This is a genomic window from Dehalobacter sp. (assembly GCF_030063005.1).
Classification (GTDB): Bacteria; Bacillota; Desulfitobacteriia; order Desulfitobacteriales; family Syntrophobotulaceae; genus Dehalobacter; species Dehalobacter restrictus.
Map to the genome: position 1 here is coordinate 1 of NZ_JAPDHR010000004.1, position 18,828 is coordinate 18,828.

27 protein-coding genes are annotated in these 18,828 nt (G+C 38.3%); 19 read left to right on the forward strand and 8 right to left on the reverse strand.

The annotated features are described in order from the left end of the window. Positions 1-160: 160 nt before the first annotated feature. The 18 genes from OKX56_RS01330 to OKX56_RS01415 all read left to right on the forward strand — a co-directional run bounded on the left by OKX56_RS01330 (position 161) and on the right by OKX56_RS01415 (position 10,601). Complete coding sequence (locus tag OKX56_RS01330; protein ID WP_287895388.1) at positions 161-961, forward strand: rolling circle replication-associated protein; 801 nt, start codon at positions 161-163, stop codon at positions 959-961. A gap of 4 nt (positions 962-965) precedes the next feature. Further along, entirely contained in the window at positions 966-1,244 is a 279-nt protein-coding gene (locus OKX56_RS01335; protein WP_287895390.1) for a DUF3850 domain-containing protein, read from the forward strand. A gap of 61 nt (positions 1,245-1,305) precedes the next feature. Continuing rightward, entirely contained in the window at positions 1,306-1,545 is a 240-nt protein-coding gene (locus OKX56_RS01340; RefSeq protein ID WP_287895392.1) for a hypothetical protein, read from the forward strand. A gap of 507 nt (positions 1,546-2,052) precedes the next feature. After that, complete coding sequence (locus OKX56_RS01345; RefSeq protein WP_287895393.1) at positions 2,053-2,199, forward strand: hypothetical protein; 147 nt, start codon at positions 2,053-2,055, stop codon at positions 2,197-2,199. Positions 2,200-2,216: 17 nt separating this feature from the next. Then, positions 2,217-2,372: a hypothetical protein gene (locus tag OKX56_RS01350; protein WP_287895394.1), complete on the forward strand. Its 156-nt coding sequence runs from the start codon at positions 2,217-2,219 to the stop codon at positions 2,370-2,372. Between the two features lie 51 nt (positions 2,373-2,423). Then, the gene (locus tag OKX56_RS01355; protein ID WP_287895395.1) at positions 2,424-2,600 is read left to right on the forward strand and encodes a hypothetical protein; all 177 of its coding nucleotides are present in this window, start codon (positions 2,424-2,426) and stop codon (positions 2,598-2,600) included. A gap of 160 nt (positions 2,601-2,760) precedes the next feature. Next, a complete protein-coding gene (locus tag OKX56_RS01360) occupies positions 2,761-3,711 on the forward strand; it encodes a hypothetical protein (protein WP_287895397.1) in 951 nt (316 codons plus the stop codon). A 10-nt stretch (positions 3,712-3,721) separates the two neighbouring features. After that, the gene (locus OKX56_RS01365; protein WP_287895398.1) at positions 3,722-5,362 is read left to right on the forward strand and encodes a fibronectin type III domain-containing protein; all 1,641 of its coding nucleotides are present in this window, start codon (positions 3,722-3,724) and stop codon (positions 5,360-5,362) included. Then, a complete protein-coding gene (locus tag OKX56_RS01370; RefSeq protein ID WP_019225389.1) occupies positions 5,362-5,724 on the forward strand; it encodes a hypothetical protein in 363 nt (120 codons plus the stop codon). Before OKX56_RS01365 ends, OKX56_RS01370 begins: the two co-directional genes overlap by 1 nt. Positions 5,725-5,871: 147 nt before the next feature. Then, complete coding sequence (locus OKX56_RS01375; RefSeq protein WP_019225388.1) at positions 5,872-6,360, forward strand: hypothetical protein; 489 nt, start codon at positions 5,872-5,874, stop codon at positions 6,358-6,360. 2 nt (positions 6,361-6,362) lie between these two features. Further along, the gene (locus tag OKX56_RS01380; protein WP_019225387.1) at positions 6,363-6,626 is read left to right on the forward strand and encodes a hypothetical protein; all 264 of its coding nucleotides are present in this window, start codon (positions 6,363-6,365) and stop codon (positions 6,624-6,626) included. A gap of 101 nt (positions 6,627-6,727) precedes the next feature. Beyond that, complete coding sequence (locus tag OKX56_RS01385) at positions 6,728-7,081, forward strand: hypothetical protein (RefSeq protein WP_019225386.1); 354 nt, start codon at positions 6,728-6,730, stop codon at positions 7,079-7,081. Positions 7,082-7,096: 15 nt separating this feature from the next. Further along, entirely contained in the window at positions 7,097-7,429 is a 333-nt protein-coding gene (locus OKX56_RS01390) for a hypothetical protein (protein ID WP_156804681.1), read from the forward strand. After that, entirely contained in the window at positions 7,426-8,007 is a 582-nt protein-coding gene (locus OKX56_RS01395; RefSeq protein ID WP_019225384.1) for a zonular occludens toxin domain-containing protein, read from the forward strand. The genes OKX56_RS01390 and OKX56_RS01395 overlap by 4 nt, the downstream gene beginning before the upstream one ends. A gap of 435 nt (positions 8,008-8,442) precedes the next feature. Further along, complete coding sequence (locus OKX56_RS01400; RefSeq protein ID WP_019225382.1) at positions 8,443-8,754, forward strand: hypothetical protein; 312 nt, start codon at positions 8,443-8,445, stop codon at positions 8,752-8,754. A 114-nt stretch (positions 8,755-8,868) separates the two neighbouring features. Then, positions 8,869-9,078: a hypothetical protein gene (locus OKX56_RS01405; protein WP_019225381.1), complete on the forward strand. Its 210-nt coding sequence runs from the start codon at positions 8,869-8,871 to the stop codon at positions 9,076-9,078. Between the two features lie 350 nt (positions 9,079-9,428). Then, the gene (locus OKX56_RS01410; RefSeq protein ID WP_019225380.1) at positions 9,429-10,265 is read left to right on the forward strand and encodes a nuclease-related domain-containing protein; all 837 of its coding nucleotides are present in this window, start codon (positions 9,429-9,431) and stop codon (positions 10,263-10,265) included. A gap of 153 nt (positions 10,266-10,418) precedes the next feature. Then, complete coding sequence (locus OKX56_RS01415; protein WP_019225379.1) at positions 10,419-10,601, forward strand: hypothetical protein; 183 nt, start codon at positions 10,419-10,421, stop codon at positions 10,599-10,601. 185 nt (positions 10,602-10,786) lie between these two features. Here the strand turns inward: OKX56_RS01415 and OKX56_RS01420 are convergent, their stop codons facing one another. Together OKX56_RS01420 and yneA are read right to left on the reverse strand one after the other, a co-directional pair. Next, positions 10,787-11,578, reverse strand: coding sequence for a M23 family metallopeptidase (locus OKX56_RS01420; protein ID WP_019225378.1), 792 nt, complete (start codon positions 11,576-11,578; stop codon positions 10,787-10,789). A gap of 135 nt (positions 11,579-11,713) precedes the next feature. Continuing rightward, positions 11,714-12,031: a cell division suppressor protein YneA gene (yneA, locus tag OKX56_RS01425; protein ID WP_019225377.1), complete on the reverse strand. Its 318-nt coding sequence runs from the start codon at positions 12,029-12,031 to the stop codon at positions 11,714-11,716. Positions 12,032-12,199: 168 nt separating this feature from the next. Between yneA and lexA the strand changes: the two genes are divergently transcribed. Next, positions 12,200-12,826, forward strand: coding sequence for a transcriptional repressor LexA (gene lexA, locus OKX56_RS01430; RefSeq protein ID WP_019225376.1), 627 nt, complete (start codon positions 12,200-12,202; stop codon positions 12,824-12,826). 146 nt (positions 12,827-12,972) lie between these two features. On the opposite strand, the gene OKX56_RS01435 is transcribed toward lexA, so the two are convergent. The 6 genes from OKX56_RS01435 to hfq all read right to left on the reverse strand — a co-directional run bounded on the left by OKX56_RS01435 (position 12,973) and on the right by hfq (position 18,789). After that, entirely contained in the window at positions 12,973-14,067 is a 1,095-nt protein-coding gene (locus OKX56_RS01435) for a D-alanine--D-alanine ligase family protein (RefSeq protein WP_019225375.1), read from the reverse strand. A 188-nt stretch (positions 14,068-14,255) separates the two neighbouring features. Then, entirely contained in the window at positions 14,256-14,792 is a 537-nt protein-coding gene (gene lepB / locus OKX56_RS01440) for a signal peptidase I (RefSeq protein ID WP_019225374.1), read from the reverse strand. Positions 14,793-14,833: 41 nt separating this feature from the next. Then, entirely contained in the window at positions 14,834-16,108 is a 1,275-nt protein-coding gene (locus OKX56_RS01445; protein ID WP_019225373.1) for a methionine gamma-lyase family protein, read from the reverse strand. A gap of 150 nt (positions 16,109-16,258) precedes the next feature. Further along, positions 16,259-17,344, reverse strand: coding sequence for an ACR3 family arsenite efflux transporter (gene arsB, locus OKX56_RS01450; protein WP_019225372.1), 1,086 nt, complete (start codon positions 17,342-17,344; stop codon positions 16,259-16,261). A gap of 79 nt (positions 17,345-17,423) precedes the next feature. Beyond that, the gene (locus tag OKX56_RS01455) at positions 17,424-18,326 is read right to left on the reverse strand and encodes an AAA family ATPase (RefSeq protein ID WP_019225371.1); all 903 of its coding nucleotides are present in this window, start codon (positions 18,324-18,326) and stop codon (positions 17,424-17,426) included. Positions 18,327-18,543: 217 nt separating this feature from the next. Further along, positions 18,544-18,789 (reverse strand): RNA chaperone Hfq, encoded by a 246-nt coding sequence (hfq, locus tag OKX56_RS01460; protein ID WP_015045117.1) that lies wholly within the window; start codon positions 18,787-18,789, stop codon positions 18,544-18,546. Between the last annotated feature and the right edge of the window lie 39 nt (positions 18,790-18,828).

Sequence of the window (18,828 nt, forward strand, 5' to 3'; positions counted from 1 at the left end):
TAGAAATACAATTATGAGTCGTTTAAAAAAACATGTTAATATTGAGTTCAATTTAGGAAATTCAGTACGTAAGTCTGCAAAATAAATACCTGAGAGTCTATGCTTTAACTTTACATAATATTTATTAATAACCTCAGGTTAAAAATATTAGAGGTAATAAATGCGAGAAACAATGCTCTTGGAATGTTCTACTGTTCATGAATATGATTTTGGAAAATTTAAAGAGTATGTAATATATGATGATGTAGATTATTGGAATTCAGAAGGAGTTTACAAGCGTTCATCCGGTAGGGTAGGGAAGAAAGCAGATGAAGTTACAAAAAGGGACAGAGGAATAGCCATTTCAAGAGCAAAGAAAACACTTCGAAGAATTGCGTTACATAACAAAATGTCTCGTTTAATGACGCTTACTACACAAGAGAATATATCAGATTTTGAGAAGCTGGACAAGCTTTTTAAAAAATTTGTTTTTAACCTCAGGTCTAAATACCCCGATTTTAAATACATAGGAACACGAGAAAGGCAAAGTAGGGGAGCAGTACATTATCATATTTTATACAATCGGTTTATCCCTTGGAAAGAAGCGATTGCAATCTGGCAAGAACTTATCAAAGGTAAAGGTACAGTTAATCTTGAAAAGATAGACGGCCTCAAAGCAATAAATTATGTTCTTGAATACGTTGGTAAATCTATGAAAAACCCTTTTGTAACTAAAAAAGGATTTAATGCAAAGTCATATCTTTGTAGTACAAATCTAGATCGTAATTACAAAATGTCTCGTTCAGTAAAAAAATTCTATGTGCAAATGGTTCAGGAATACCATGCATTGCAGAATTATTTAAAAAATCTTGAAAAGCAAATCAAAGATAAAGCAACAAAAGTAATTTTCGACAAAGTATTTCAGTTCGATTATCAGGGCGATATAAAATTCGGTCGTTCAATATTAATACAAACGGGGTGAAGAAATGTTGAATCCATCAGTATTAAAGACTGTAAAATCAAAAATTCATGTTTTGAGTGTTCCTGATTTTAAGTTTCAGCAATTTTTAAATGGTAACCATAATTATGATATTAGGGATAAAAATACTGGTTACCTGATCGGAGACTATATTCTCTATCAAGAAAAGAATATGAGTTTTAAGTACACAGGTCGCTCTTTATATAAAATCATTTCATCTGTCGTTGAGGATTCCAGAATTCTAAATGATGGTTGTGTGATTTTAGGATTTAGTCGGAGATTATGATTCCGTCAGTAAGGTAAACTTACTTTTAATAAAAAAAATGGATTAGGAGAGTGTTGAAATTATGGCAAGTGTAGCAACGTTCGGAAGCGTTAGCGGAAAAGTAGTAGGGGTTCAAGAAACCGAATACCAAGGAAAGAAAAGTGTTCAAATCACATTGTTACAGAACAAAGGAACTCGTGCCGGAATGGCGCTGGTGAAAATGCCGAATGATGGTCGAAAAGTTCCAGAAATGGGTACCGAACAAAAATATGATGGTGTAGTTTATGGCAATTCAAACGGCGTAATGTTTTTAGTGGATTAGCTGGAGGAAATTAAAACATGCCTACTGATGTGAATATTACAAATGAAGTTATCAAAACGATCGATCAATATGCAAACGTGATAAATACAGCTTCAGGAGGTCAATTCGCCGTGATCAAGTCAATTACATTCGGCGATATACTTACAGGATCATTGCTGATAATTGTTTCGATACTTCTGGTTTTTAATTTAATCTACAGCGGAATAAGACATTAAAACAAGGGGGTGAGTGAGTTGACAATTCTATCGTTAAACGATTTATTTCATAGATTTGGAAATTTACTCATCCCCTTTGTGGTCTTGATCGTGTTTAGCTGGCTTCCAATGCCTTTGTATTTTCTTCGTGGAAGGTGGCGAAGGTTTTGATAGATATGCAGATTATTAATGATTTTGGGGAATGTGCAAGAATGGTAATGTCTTTACCAAACTTGTTTAATATAACATTTGGTCTAGTTGGTTTCTTAGTTATCCTACTAGGAATAATTTCATTGATAAGGAGGGTATGACAATGACATTCACTTTCCCAGTGTCTCAAATGATGCAGTATGCCTATAACATTCTGTATTCGGGTTTGCCTGTTGTCGGTGTTTTTGTTGGCGTTGTAGTCGGATTGTTTTTGCTCGGTGGTTTAATACGAGTCTTGCGACATGAATAACCGGGGAGGGGTTTTAAATGGATTGGTCTGCATTTAACATACCGATAAATCTGACAGAATTGAAAGCTGGTTTTGTTGCTTTGTTCTCCGGTATTGCTCCAATTGTCGCATTGTTTCTCGGTATAGTCTTAGGATTTTTCATATTACGTGGATTGCTTTCCATGCACAGGTGATAAGGGTATAAGTCCCTTCACATAAAAAAAAACAGAGGAGGTATTTTAATTATGACTGGTGTTTTCACAGGTTTAACAATGGATTTGGGCGTTGAAATTTCCGATGTATTCGCAGGTGCCCAGCTATTTGTAGCTCAGTTCTGGCCTTTGATCGCTCTGGCCATTGCCATCCCTGTCGGATTCGGTCTTGGCAAAAGACTTATCCGTCTTGGCAAATCTGCACACTAATCCATTTTTTCTCAAAGCGGGGGAGGCAGGACAAATGCTTCCCCTGTCCCATTTTAGGGAATAAAAAGTAATGAATGTAATACAAAATCAGGGACGCATGACGCTGATCGGATCCAGCTGCAGCATAGTTGTGTATTACATCTGAAAGGGGCGAATGATTTTGAGAAGTAGAAACAAGAAAATATTAATTGTAGTGATAGCATTGATTTTAGTATTAACAATGGGTGTTTCTTCTGCTATGGCAACGTCTTATTACCCTCCGTGTTATGCGAATAGGTATCTTCAGGTATCGGAGACAGGTGCATTTGTTGGTGGTGGCTTTACATCAAGTGACGGAATAGATTCAGTAACAGTAAAATGGAAAAATTATAATGGTTCTTGTTGGTTTTTTGAGTACTATAATTATTCAGCTTTTGGTGAATGGCGTTATTTCGGTCATGGTTCATCGATTGATTCAAGTTCAGGTGAACAAACTTTTACGTTTACTTCAGAATACGGTTATAGGATACAAGGTGTAAAATTAGAGATGATTACACTCAGTGAACCTGATTTATCAAACCAATGGATGAGCTATGTATATATGGAAAATGCAGATACATCATTTGGAGATATGATTTTTGAAGTTCCTGATATGTCGGCTCCTGAATATCCACCAGTACCAACATTTACAAGTCCTTCTTTTAATGTCCCGGCAATTCCTAGTTTTGGTTCAGTTCCGGGAAATATTTCAGCACCTACGGATAATAGTCAGGGTGTAAGCGTCGGTATTCCGGTTTTATCTCCTGATACAGATATGCAAATACCTTCACCGGGGACATTGCCAGTTTTTAGCTCAATGGCAGATACTTTGAAAGATATATTCGGATTACCTTCAACTGAAAATACTCCTGATTCTCAAATGTCACATTCAAATGAAAATATGCCTGATTTAAGTTACGATTTGATAAACAATATTCAAGATACTGAAATGGTAAGGGATAATATTTTATCTCCGGATAATCAAATATCAGCAGATAATCAAATGATACCGGATAGCATTCCGGGAGTGAACGGAAATAATAATACCCCTGATTTTCAAATGTCACCAGATGAAGAATTAACACCCGATTAAGGAGGAAATTATGAGAAAAAAATGTTCAGTGTTATTTTTTGCTGTATTAATAACTATGTTCAGTTCATTTCCTGTTTATGCTGTAGTAACTACTGTCGGAACATTGCAATTTGATTGCAGTTCTATGACACGTAATAATGGTGCAACTGGTACTAATCAGCCTGCGATAATTGAACATAGTTCTACTTGGTATTTTTGTATTCCAACTTCGACAAGTTATTTGTTTAATGATCCTGGTTCTGCTTCGGGTAGTTATTATTATTTTAAAGTAACAAATACAGGTTCAGGTTCGTTAGTATATACCAGTGGGAATTTTGTTTATGTGAGTGGAAATAATGGTTTGTATGATATTCCTAAATCAACATTTGTATCAGGTAATTCTTATAAAGTAGAGTGGTTTAATAATTCATCCGTTTCATTAGGATATTTTACTGTTGCTGTAACTGGTGTTTCTGTTGTTCCTTCTGCTCCGTCCGGGGTTTCGTGTACTGTAACTGGTCATAGTGCTTCTTTGACATGGAATGCAAATGTTTCAGGTGAAAACGTAACATCATATAAAGTATATTTAGATTCTAATTTGTATGGTACTTATTTGAGTGTGCAGCAGGTTAATTTCTCAGCTTTGGCAACAGGTTCACATACTTTTGCTGTTTCGGCAGTTAATTCCACTGGTGAGGGGTTACAGACATCTGTAACGAAAACTGTATCCGCTGTTACTCCTTCGGTTGTTACTGGCTTGATTGGTACTGTTTCAGGTCATAATGTAACGCTTTCATGGAATGCAAATGTAAGTTCTGAGGGTGTAACAAGTTACAAAGTTTATCAGGGTGGAAATTATTTAGGTTCAACGAGTGGGACAAATTACAATGTTATAGATTTGGCTGTAGGTTCGTATTCTTTCAGTGTCAGAGCAGTAAATAGTGATGGTGAGGGAATTGCTGGTTCTTGTAATGTCACGGTTGAAAATGTAATCGGTTCTGTCCCTGTGAATGTTCAAGCGGTTTCAAGTTTTAAAACTGTAACAATAACATGGGATGTAATAGAAGATGTAACTGGTTATGTTGTCTATGTTGATAACGTTGCAGTTGGTAATGTTTCCACGAATCAATATATATTTAATGCTCCTGATTATGGAACATATAGCATACAGGTTTCTTCTGTCGGCCTTGATGGTGAGGGGAGTAAGTCTGTTCCGGTAACGGTAGAATGCACTCCTAATCTTGTAATGCCAGTTTTGAGTGTTACTGGGATTGGTGGAGATACAGCAAAAATCACATGGACTTATATACCTGAAGCAACAGGGTATAAAGTCTTTGATATAAATGGGAATTTGATACAAACTTTAGGACAAACAGCTACGTCATATAGCTTATCCAATCTTCAGTTTTTAACATCATATACCTATGGTGTTTGTGCTTTATATGATGATCTTCAGTCAGAAATAGTTAATGTAACATTCACAACGCTAGAAGAAGGTGCATCTGCTCCGATCGAGATTGATTTGGGTATAACTTCTTCTGATATTGTTCAGGGTGTTGGTGCATTCTTTAAATCTATATGGCCTGTGGTTGCATTGTCACTTGCGTTATTGGTTGCTTTCATATTATCCCGACACATGATCTCATTAGGTAAAAAAGGGGGGTATAGGTAGTGCCTTATGCTGGAAATAGCTCTACTTTGTTTAATGGCTTTGACATTGGTTTTGATGGTCAATCAATACTTGTAGGCGTAACAACTATTTTAATGAGAATTTCGCCGATACTTTTTCTTATTATTGGTTTGTTTGTGGCTGTTTTCATTGCTCATAAGCTGGTCGATTTGAGAAGGGGAGAAGCTGTCGAAGAATTAGACGGTTTACGCTCTTTATTTGATGGGTTAAAAGGTTTAGTTTCTGGTCGTTCATTTAATTCATCATCGAAACATACTGCCGATAAATATTCATTTGGTCTTACATCGAATTCCAGTGGTCGTAAACGTTCAAATACCAAAACAGGTCGTATAAATCGACGGTAGGAGGGGGAAAAGTGTCAGAAGCATTAAATGTATTGCAATCAATAATTTCATCGTGTTCATCGTCAATGGTCTTGATTATTTCTGTAGGTCTTTCGTTAGCTGTTGCATGTGGTCTGATTGACTTATTCCGGTATAGGTAGGTGGGTTATGGGTGATTTTCTTTTATCATTAATTACAAGCCTTGTAAATTTTCTCCGGGATACATTCGGCGGTTTATTTGATAGTATCACAACGTTTTTTTCTAACCTTATTCATGGGTTGGGACAGTTTATAGGAAATCTCTTTTCATGGCTTGGTAACACAATACAGACGTTATTCAGTCCAATTATAACCTTTTTTAGTGGTTTACTTTATTTTATTGGTCAGCTTTTGTTTGTGGTGGTCTTAGCCTTGCAGGTCATTCTTAAAATATTTGCTATTCCGTTTAGTTTGGTTGGTTCATTCTTTAACTTGATATTCAGTTTTCTTACATGGTCAGGCACTGGCGTGATGTATGATAGTTCATTCACCCCAGGAGTAACAATGGTTTTCACTGCTTTGAATGGTGTCGGTGGAAATGTCATAGCGGGATTATTAACGGTCATGATCTGGATAGCTTTTGTCATGACCATCATGAAAATAGCAAGGAGGACGTAAAGATGCATGCTCTTGCTGATACGATATTTGTGCCAGTAACAACCATGTTGCAAACAGTATTGAATAGTTTAAGTAATGTTCATTTTAATCTCGCCAGTGGTTTGAATATTAATAATTACTTAGGTCATTTCGTTGGTTTAGGCTCTTCATGGGTGTTTCTTATAAAAAGCCTTGTACTGTGCTTTGTCTGTATCTCCGTGTTTATGGTTGCGAAAACAGGATATTCTTTATATTTGCAGTTAAAACAGGGTGTGAAATGGTGGTAATGTAATACATATCTTGGTGTGGATCAGCTCGGCCGGTTCGTGCTGCTACTCGTTTCTGTATTACATTTAGCTATGATTTAAAAATATATGGAGGTTTGAAAGTGTTTGGATTAAAGAAAAAACAGATTAATCATGGTTCCGTAATTGCTCAAATTGAAGGTACTGAGAGAGTAGAAATTTATCCAATATTAGAGGAAAGGGATGGTTTAATTGATTGTGGTGACATGGCTTTTCCCATTGCTGTCTGTACTGAAAAATTTAGTTCTAGTGGTGAGCGGTTTTTACTGGTCAATCTGTCAAGGTTGGGTGTAGTCGAAGCACAAGAAATAAAGTCAATTCGTGAATCTCAGGTTATAAAAGGACTGTTTGAAAGTCCTGTGGAGAAAAGGTTACCGGATTACATTCCTATCGTTGTATGCGGTTTAGTTGCTCTTGTAGCATTAATTATTCGATAGGGGGGGTGTATGATCATGGAAAATTTACAGGATGTATTTGGAAAACTATTTAACGAAGAAGAAAATGCCAATACAGATTTTGGAAGTGTAGTAGCTGCTCTTGAACGTCATGGTTTTCCGCTTCACATGAAGCAGATCAGGGCGATTGCTTATGCTGAATCATTATGCCCTGATAGTATGACAGTTCGAGCATTAAAAAATAGTCTTTTGAATGGCGTAAATTATTGTATGAATCCAGAATTATTCTTGTCTGCTCTTGAGAAGTTCACCCTGGCGGATAAAGTCACAGGTAAAATTCCATTAAGCAGGGCATTTAACAACTCGGAAAATGGGGCGGTTCGTAGATGATAACATCAATACTTTTTTCCGGTCAATTAGGCTCTGGAAAGTCTGTCTCAGCCGTTTCCTGTGCTGTCTCTGCATCTGAATTATGTACACGTTCAACAGGTTACAAAGTTCCTATATTCTCAAATATAACATTGAAGCACCCGAATTTTATTCCACTTGAAAATGAGGATAGCTGGCGCCAGATTGTTCCGTATCGTGATCAAGGGGGTTCTATAGTACTTTTGGATGAAACGCAGTCCTTGCTTGATTCTCGGCTTTCTGGAAGTAAATCTAACATAAGGCTGACACAGTTCTTTTCATATCTTCGGAAATTAAAGTCTGTTTTGATTCTGACTACGCCAGCATATAACATGGTGGACGTAAGAGTGAGATTAATGCTTACGTATCATATTTACGTTCATAGGCAAAATAAAAGGGTAGCCTGGGATATTTTTCACGCTGTGGATGATTCTTTTGTGAAGTCTCGGTTGATTCCAGCTTCTTACACAGAATTCTTTAAATACTATGATACAAATGAATTGGTTATCCCGGTGTCAGTCCCAGAAAACTTACAGAGTTTTATGGAAGGTGTTATTTAAAATTAGTTGTAATAGGTCATTATCTTTTAAGATGTGACCTATTACTTTTTATACGTAATACAAAAACACGTTACCTGGTGAGTTGCTGCAGCGAAAATCGTATTACATTTTTTATTGACATTATATTCTATATGTAATACAATATCAATAGATAGTACGCTGCGGTTTAAAATATGTGTATTACACATAGAGTATTTAAAAGTTATTTTTGCGGGGAGGTATTTATGCAAATAGATTTGAATAATAAACGAGTTCAAGCATCGATGTACTATGTTAGACAATATGATGAGAAACGTTATGCAATTGGTTTTTATGATTCAATAGGAAATTGGCAGCACGTCTATGAATTTTGTTGTTTTCATGATGCAGTTTTTCAAGCTAATAAAATGAACGGATTTAGTAATTAGTAAAAGAAGCATTTTAGGAGGTTTTTGAATGGCTAAAGGACAACCAAAAACAATGCGGTTTGATGAAGAAGTTGAACTGTATATAGAAGCTTATCACGGTGAGAATTTTTCGGATAAGTTTCATAATCTTTGTAGGTATTTCATGAAAAAAGAGGAGGAACTTGATAAACAGATAAATCTATTGGAATGGCAGATTGCTTCTAAACAAATGTATCTAGAAGAATTAAAACAGGCTGTTATTAATCTATCTGGAATTAAGAATAGTATTGATGATTTTCAGCATTCGTTTAATTCTGTTGTGAAATCGGTTGATACTTATTTAGAAAAATGTAATACATGATATGGCTGCATTCGGCTCTGATCGGCTGGATTTCTCCCAGGTTTCGTATTACAAAGATTTTTTTTTAGTTGTATTTTATTTTCTGTGATATAATGATGTAGAGGAGTGATAGAAATGGCTGGTAATGAAATTTTGGAAGAAATTTTGATGGAGCTAAAAAAGCATACTGAGATTTTAAACGAACATAGTAAAGATATTAGGTCCATAAAAAAGTCTGTTGACTCGCTTGAACGTACTGTTAATAAGTGGGTTTTTGAAGAGCTTGAAAGGCTTGAGGTTAGACTAGTAAAACGTATTGAGGATATAGAGAGGAAAATAAGCTAATGGTGTATATGAGGTCTGAATAATGGCATACTTTATAGAATTACATATTATGGAATGCTCAAAATTTGAAAGGCTGGTGCGGTGAAATCGTACCAGCCTTTCAGCTTCAAAGCAAGACATACAAAAATAGTCACCTTGTTCATCTGACTCCCAGAGATCCCCCCGCAGGATTAGGAATACCCGGATTGGTTTCCCGGGTTTGGGGAGACGGGGGGACCCGGGCCCGGGAAACGCCTTGACCCGAAAACAATGCTTGCTACTAAACTTGTAAAGCTTATAAGGAATACTTATAATACAGTTATAATAATTAGTTCTAGTAATTATTATAAAAGGATGTTTCTTGGAGAAATATGTTATTTAATTTTCTTAAAAAATTATTGAAATTGAATTTTCGAAAGATTAAACCCTCAGGAAAAAAATCACTAGGTAATAAATCTATTCAAGTTTTTGGTAATGAATTATTAGGTAGTAATTCTATTTATATTGAAAACAGACGTAAATCTTTAAGAAAAGGAGAATTGGCTGAATATAAGATTCAACTTCAATTAGACAATCTTGGTTATAAAGTTTTTAATGACTTACTTGTTTTAAATCAAAAATCTTTATCCGGTTATTCTCAAATAGATCATGTTCTAGTAAGTCCGTATGGTATTTTTGTCATTGAAACAAAGAATTATTTTGGAAATATTTATGGTGTTAAGAATAATGAAAAATGGAACTGTGTTGGTTATAATAAGGAATATAAGTTTTATAATCCATTATGGCAAAACTTTGGTCATATACAGGCTTTAAAATTACTTTTGAAAGATTATGCGAATTTAAGTTATTATTCTATTGTTACTTTTACTAGAAGATGCTGTTTGTTTGTAGATTCTGAATTAAAAAACATAGCGTTAAATGAGCTTGTTATATTTGATACTGATTTGTCAGATTTCATTGAAAGAAAAATCAAATATATTTCGAGAAATATTTTAGTTTTAAATGAATTACAGATTAAACGGATTTGTGAAATTTTAAGCTTGGCAAATATTGAGAATAGGCAGGATTATCAGATTTTTATTGATATGCCAAATGTTTGTTCAGTTTGTAGTGCGAAAGTATCTCATAAAATTAAATCTTACTGTTTTGTAAATAGACGGCGTTTTGGTGGTAAGGTGTTTTGTTATGACCATCAAAAGCGTTTTTAATTTATAATTCTATTTTATTGGTTAAATTAAATCAAAATTTGTTCTTGACATGAGGTTAAAAATAAATTATATTTAATTTGTCCTATAGTAAATATTACCTGTAGATTTAAGGTATAGCTCTTAGTAGTATACTTTCTAAGGTGGTGTTTACGAATGGCTAGACCTCAGATCAGTTTAGATGAAAACTATTTGGTTAAAAGGTATTTGGATGGTGCTTCAAGTCGTGATTTGGCAAAAGAATTCAATGTTAATAGAAATACAATTATGAGTCGTTTAAAAAAACATGTTAATATTGAGTTCAATTTAGGAAATTCAGTACGTAAGTCTGCAAAATAAATACCTGAGAGTCTATGCTTTAACTTTACATAATATTTATTATCGGACTAATATGGATTTTATAAGACACATGGTGTAGCTTTACATATACATCGTCGTCAGCAATGTTTGTGGCGAACGGTATTCCTTATTATTAGGACAAAATACGATTGCCGATGTTGGCTGCGTGCTGATCGACTAGCTGTTTAGCGACTGTTATATTCCCAAACTTTTAACCAGGAATATGGATTGATCCATTTGCCATTCGGCAGTTCGATTCCGAAATGCAAATGATCAGGAGTTGTAATTGCGTCACCTGTGTTCCCCATTGTTCCGATCAGTTCTCCTTTGGAAATGCTGTTCCCGACAACCAATGCTTCATTGACCGTGTCCAGATGGGCATAGTAATAATAGTTTCCGTCCTGGCCTCTTACGCCCACCCTCTCTCCGCCAAGCCTATTCCATCCAATCCTTTCCAGTGTACCATTGCATACACTGAATATTAGCGTACCCTTTTGATTAAAAATATCTGTACCTTCATGCTTTCGCTGTCCCCCCTCCCTATCGGCACCATAGGTATCTGTATAATGCGAAGGTTCCTGAAGTGGGAACTGATATTCTCCCGGCGTAAAGAACAGATACTGATCAAGTAAATGATGGTAATATTTTACTTGTTTAAATTCTTCGCTATTTAGTCCGGACCAGTCAAGATTATTGAAGTTAATTCCATTATCCAGCTGCTGAACGAGGCGATTTGCTGTTGGATCGCAAACATGAATAATAGCTACATAGTCCTTCCATGAATCCAGTTTTACTTTCTGAAAATGAATAACAACTTCCGAGGATATATGTGAAAGATCGTTATAGGCATCTGATTTTGATTCATCATGGATGACTATTTGCTTGACAATAATGGCGGTGATAGCAATCATCACAAAAATGATCAATACGATAGAATCAGGCCATATTGTCTTTTTTAATTGTTTAATGAGTTTCATATAACAATAACCTCCATAGTTGTATATATGGAGGTTATATTAAAATATAGACTAAAATATAGACAATATAGAGACATAATTAAAGTTCGTAAGAATTGAAAGATCGTTATCGTTAATGATAAACTAAATTCTAAATTATGACCGAACCGGAATATAGATCACCTGTCCTGGTTCAATATACGTGCTGCGTAGGTTATTATAGCGCATGGTTTTGTCCACCAGTGCACTGATATCACTGCTGTAGTTGGATTCTGCAGCAAGTTCCCACAACGTATCTCCCTGTTGTATTGTGATCGCCTTATATGATGTAGGGTTGGAATTTTCAGCAGTTAGATAATTTATCACCAGAGATATTAAAAGTGCAGCAATAATTGTTAGGCACAGTCCCAATACAAATACAATTTTAGTTGAATTTCTTCTATAACGCATATAGGATCTGGATACTGCAATCATGATCATCAACCTCCATTAGATCAAACATATATTTATGTTTTGATTATAGTACGAACAAACGTTCGTGTCAAGAAAAATCACGAACATTTGTTTGCCTTTTTCCAATTTTTATGTTACGATTTAGCTAGACCAAATATTGATTCAAAATAAATAATCAGGAGGGATGTCATGACTTCGAATCTGTCCTCACGTCAGATGCAGATTTTGGATATTATCAAGAAGGAGATTGCCTTAAAAGGTTATCCCCCTTCGGTCCGTGAAATAGGCGAAGCTGTTGGGCTCTCATCAAGTTCGACTGTGCATAATCATCTGAACATTCTCGAAGAAAAAGGATATATCAGACGAGACCCTACGAAGCCAAGGGCCATAGAAGTCCTCGATTCCTTCGGCGAATATAATTCCAGAAAAATCGTTCACGTTCCAGTAGTTGGACATGTTGCCGCTGGTGAACCGATCCTAGCCATAGAAAACATTGAGGATTCCTTCCCTGTTCCGTATGATATGGTAAAATCAGACACGGTCTTTATGCTCAAGGTTCAGGGCGAAAGCATGATCGATGCCGGTATTTTTGACGATGATTTAATTCTGGTCAGACAACAGCAGAATGCCAGTAACGGTGATATTGTTGTTGCTTTAGTCTCAGACGGCCCGGAAGACGGAGCCACAGTCAAGCGTTTCTACAAAGAAAAGAACCAGATCCGGCTCCAGCCGGAGAATCAGTATATGGCGCCGATTTATTCCGATCACGTAACCATTCTCGGCAAAGTGATCGGACTGTTCCGAGATATCCACTGATACATAATACGGGGGAGAAAGCGAGGGCGCAGCAGAAATATTTATCTGCTGCGCCCTTTTTTGGCGGGTAAGACTTGAAGTATTATAAGAAGAAATTCTTGTTTGCGGTCACCTGATTAAGGATAGACTCACTTTTGGAGATGTGTTCAGGAAAGTCTTCTATCGGCATCATCCTTGAATTTTTCGAATCCAAGTCTGATCAGTTCATCAAGAAGCAGGCTGTAACTTAAGCCGCTGGCTTCCCACAGTTTCGGGTACATCGAAATTTGCGTAAAGCCAGGCATCGTATTGATTTCATTAATAAAGATTTGCTTGTCTTCAGTAACGAAGAAATCAACTCTGCTTAGCCCCGAAGCGCCGACGGCCTCAAAAGCAGTCACTGCATAGGACTGAAGCTGTTCAATCAATTTCTGGCTCAATATGGCTGGAATAATCAATTCTGAGCTATTATCCAGGTATTTAGCTTCATAATCATAAAAATCTTTGGCCGGTTTAATTTCACCGGGGATGGAGGCTTTGGCACTTTCATTGCCAAGGACGCTCAATTCAACTTCCCTTGCCTTCACACCTTTTTCGATCACAATTTTCCGGTCAAATTTTGCTGCGTAGATCAAAGCTTCCAGCAGTTGCTTATCGTCTTCAGCTTTGGAAATACCGACACTGGAACCAAGATTGGCTGGTTTGATAAAACATGGAAAACCAATGCTGTCTGAGATGCGTTTCACCGCTGCTTTGGGAGCAGCATTGATTTCACTTCGAAGCAAGGTAAGGTGCGGCACTATCGGCAGCCCGGCTTCTTTGAAAACGGCCTTCATCCGGTCTTTGTCCATTCCGAGAGAAGAACCCAGCACACCTGAACCAACATATGGGAACCCCGCCATTTCGAAAAGCCCCTGAATCGTACCATCTTCCCCTTTAGGGCCATGCATGACCGGGAAAATAATATCACATCTGCCCTGATGCGGTAGTTCGCTTCCGTCTATAGCCTGAAAGTAAGGTTTTTGCGGGCTCAAAACGACTGCGACCTGCTTGGCGCCGTTCGTGATATCGGCTTTAGCTTCCTTCCACGCTTCCGGTCTTGCCCCCCAATACCAGCTTCCTTCCTTGGTGATCCCGATGGTCTGAATCTCATACCGGTCAGCATGTAGCGCTTTGATGACTGACGCTGCAGAAATGACCGAAACTTCATGCTCCCCCGATTGACCGCCAAAGATAACAAGCACTTTCGTTTTGTTGTTCATTTTGATTGTACTCCCTTCAACTCATACCGTGTCTAAATTCCCGGTTATTTTTTTACGATAGATTACAGGTAAAATTAAGATTCCAGGTAAAATTACCCTTAATCATTCTTATTCATATGCTCCGTTCCTTACATCTTGTTAAGTAAAAATAGTACCTTGTCAATCTAAAATGATGGATCGACATGGCCCTACAACAGGATCTGAACACTGCTCAGCGGCCAGTAGCAGAATAGGGCTTTGCCTTCAATGCTCTGAACCGGAACACTGCCGAATGAACGGGAATCATTCTTACTCGCCCGATTGTCATTCAACGTAAAAACATGGTCTTCCGGCACAACAACCGTTGAAAATGTATATGTCTTTGGTGTATTGGCATAAGGTTCGTAAATTGGTTTGCTATTAATATACGTATAACCGTTTTTAATTTCTACTTTCTCACCTGGTAAGCCGATTACTCGTTTGATGCTTTCTACACCGTTATCTGAATAGAGAATGACATCTCCTCTGTCCAAAGCGTCAATGCTGCGGTAAAAATATTTTTCAACCAGCACCTGGCTGTCCAGCGAAAGTGACGGCATCATTTCCGCTCCTTCAAGATGGGCAAATCCGATCAGATAAGTTTTTAGCAGCCAGGACAAGGCAAAAACGATCAGGATAATCTCAATGATTTCCTGAAGAAATTGGCTATACGGATTGTTCATCATATCGCGTCTTATTCTTACCATATTGACTATCCCTGCTTCCGGCGCGTTATTAGCTTAGACCGTTATAACAGATGATTTTGTTCAAGCATTTGCGCAGCTGAAAGATTAGCGTTTTTCACATAGATATGAGAAATCGCGCCCTGCATATATATGGCATAAGGGGCTCTGATCGGACCATCGGCAGAAAATTCGCTCGTGGCCCCCTGAATGAAAGTTCCTCCAGCCATGATCACTTCGTCCGTATAGCCTGGCATCTCCGAAGGCAGCGGCAGAACATGTGAATCGATCGGCGAACCTTTCTGGAGACCCTGGCAAAAGGCCAGCATCTTTTCTTTGGAATTCAATTTTACCGCCTGAATGATATCCGTCCGCAGATCCTTCGGACCTGGATGGACTTCAAAACCCAGTCTTGACCAGAAGGCCGAGGAAAAAACTGCAGCTTTGATCGCTTCACTGACCGTCAGCGGGCTGAAATACAATCCCTGGTACATGAGCCGAAGATTATCGAGGGTTGCTCCGACATCGGCATTGATGCCGGGTGCGGTAAACCTGGCAGCGGCTTTCGTGACCAAATCTTCTCTGCCGGCGATGTAGCCGCCTGTCGGGGCCAGCGTGCCTCCGAGATTCTTGATTAGTGATCCTGCCAGCAGGTCTACCCCCACATGTCCGGGTTCCTGATCCTCAACAAGCTCGCCGTAGCAATTATCGACGAAGATATCGATCTCTGGAAAACGCGTTTTGGCATAGCCAACAAATTCACTGATCTGGGCAATTGAAACAGAATTTCTCCATTCATAACCCTTGGAACGCTGGATGATAAACAGCTTCGTTTGCGGAGTCACCATCGCAGCCAGTTTTTCCATTTGAATCTGACTATCAGCATCCAAAGGCAGGATATCAAAGGACACTCCCCAGTCAGCCAGGCTGCCGGAAATGTTGTTTTTGATTCCGATCACCTGCTGAAGCGTATCATACGGCATCCCGGTAACAGAAATAAAATGATCTCCAGGCCGGAGAACACCAAAGAGCGCGGATGCAATCGCATGGGTACCCGATACAAACTGGTGCCTGATGATGGCTTTTTCAGTACCCATGATGGATGCGGTCACCGTATCAAGTTTTTCTCTCCCGGAATCGCCAAGTCCGTAGCCGGTTGTTCCATTCAGATTATAGGCTGAGACTCTGGCCTCCTGGAAAGCTTTGAGGACACGTTGATGGTTCTTCTCAATGATTGGATTTATGATACAGGTTTGTTTTGCCAAAACCTGTTCAGCATAGCACAGCGCGTCTGTAATTTTCGCGGATAAATTCAAATCGGACAAAAAACTATCCTCCATTAAGTAAAGTTCTTCTAAAATACTACATCGAATTGGCTTACTTTTCAATATACGAAAAAATATAACTTAACGATCAAGGCAGAGACACATAAGACTTTATTTAGAAAAATCAAATGTATTAAAGGCTACTTTTATCTTTTCCGGCATTGGTTAAAGCTCTCCTTTATGCCTACGTGGCCAACCCTGCTGGTCATAAAATTTGTTTTTTAAGGCAAGCGCTGAATTCACTAGGCCAATCATGACTGGCACCTCCACCAACGGCCCAATAACGGCTGTAAAAGCTACGTCGGAGGCGATGCCAAATACTGCTACAGCTACCGCAATCGCCAGTTCAAAGTTATTGCTTGCTGCTGTAAAAGCCAGTGTTACCGTCTGGTCATATTGAAAGCCGCCTTTGTAAGACATAAAGAAGCTGACAAAAAACATGACTGCAAAATAGATCAATAAGGGAATGGCTATTCTTGCGACTCCCATTGGATTGGTGACAATCTCCTGCCCTTTGGTCATAAACATAATAACGATTGTATAGAGCAGGGCGATCAAAGCTAACGGTGAAATTTTAGGGATAAATACATTCTCGTACCATTCTCTTGTCTTAACTCGGATCAATCTAAAACGAGTAATAAAACCCGCTGCAAAAGGAATCCCCAAGTAAATCAGAACACTTTTAGCAACATCCCATATCGAAACATCCACGATTTGCCCACCCCAGGAAAGGCCAAGCCATTTCGGAATTAAAGTAACAAAAAGATAGATATAAACTGAATACAAGAGTATTTGGAATATGGAGTTCAGGGCCACGAGAGCGGCACAATACTCATTATCACCCTTCGCGAGCGTATTCCAGACAATGACCATGGCAATACAGCGGGCTAAACCGATCATGATCAAACCAATAGCATAACCTGGCATATCTCTCAAAAACACGATAGCCAGTATGAACATTAAAACCGGTCCGATAATCCAGTTCTGAAGCAGCGAAAAGCTGAAGACTTTTTTATTTTGTACGACTTTGCCGATCTCTTCATATTTTACCTTGGCCAGCGGAGGATACATCATTACAATGAGTCCGATGGCAATCGGCCAGGAAATCGTACCCGTGCTGAACTCACCCAACGATACAGCAAGGTTTGGGAACAGATAACCTCCAAAAACGCCAATAGCCATCGCAATAAAGATCCAAAACGTCAAAAACCGGTCTAAAAATGATAATCCTAATTGATTTGTCTTTCCCATTTTATTCCTCCGGATTTATGCGGTTATAGGCATATTGTATCTTCTTCTCGTTGATATGTAAAAGGGTAAATGCCCCCGATCAAGAAATATCCACTTCTTTGATACACATTAAATCTTCCCTGGACAGATTCGGCTGCCTGTAGAGTCTGACGGCCTGTCTGCGAATCGCTTTTTCCACAAAATTGCGCACCATCCGGGCATTACCGGAATAAGGCTGTATGGCATTCATATTCTGCAGGTTTCTTCGGAACACAATTTTTGCCTGCGGAGAAAATGTATATTGCCTACCTGTCAGCATCTGTTCACCTATAGACATCAGTTCATCTAGAGAGTAGTCCGGGAAATCGATATGGAGCGGAAAGCGCGACCGCAAACCGGGGTTTGTCTTTATGAATGCATCCATTTCAACTTTATATCCGGCAAGGATAAGGATGAGGTTATCCTTATGGTCTTCCATCGCTTTGACTAAGGCATCAATTGCTTCCTTGCCGAAATCCTTTTCCCCACCCCTTGCCAGAGAATAGGCTTCATCAATAAACAGGATCCCGCCGAGCGCCTTTTTAACCAATTCTCTGGTCTTGTTGGCTGTATGTCCGACATACTCCCCAACAAGATCTGCTCTTTCACATTCAATAATATGTCCTTTCGGCAAGACGCCCATTTCCTTGAACAATCTTCCGATCAGCCTTGCGACTGTGGTTTTTCCTGTACCCGGATTGCCGCTAAAAACGGTATGTAAGACTAAAGGCTCCGTATTCAGCTTCTCTTTTTCCCGTCGTTTGCAGATTTCTACAAAAGCATACAACTCATGAATCAGTTTTTTTACTGACTCTAAGCCAATTAAACTATCGAGTTCCGTAATGATTTCTTCAGTCTTTTTGTTACTGCTGCCGGCATAGTCCGGCAACTCAGGTTCTGATGTCATTGGCTGGGTTTGGAGTACCGGCGGAAGATTTGATCTGAAGGTTATCTTAATGGACATAAAAGAAGCACCCCCCATAAGAACGTCATTATATATATATAGCGAAGCGTGAAAAAGGTGAATCATTAATTTGGGAAAAATATAAATAATAAGAAAAATAAACATCGTGCTATGTAGGGTACACAACACGATGTTCTATTCATTTCTTTTCTTTTCTATGTCTCAGTGATATCTATCAGCTATATGGTCCCAGTCCAATTATGGCCCCAGCAGGAAATTATTCAGTCATTTCCCCGACTAAGGCATTTAAATTGACTTGTCTCATTGGCATTATGGTAGAAATGGCATGTTTATATACCATTTGTTGTTTGCCTTCGTAGTCCAGAACAACCGTGAAATTATCAAAGCCTTTGACTAATCCTTTAAGCTGGAATCCATTGACCAAATAGATCGTAACAGGTATGTTATCCTTACGGATTTGGTTCAAGAAAACATCCTGCAAGTTAATCGGTGATTTATTCATTTTATTTTTTACCTCCATCACCATTTTTCTTATTGTCTA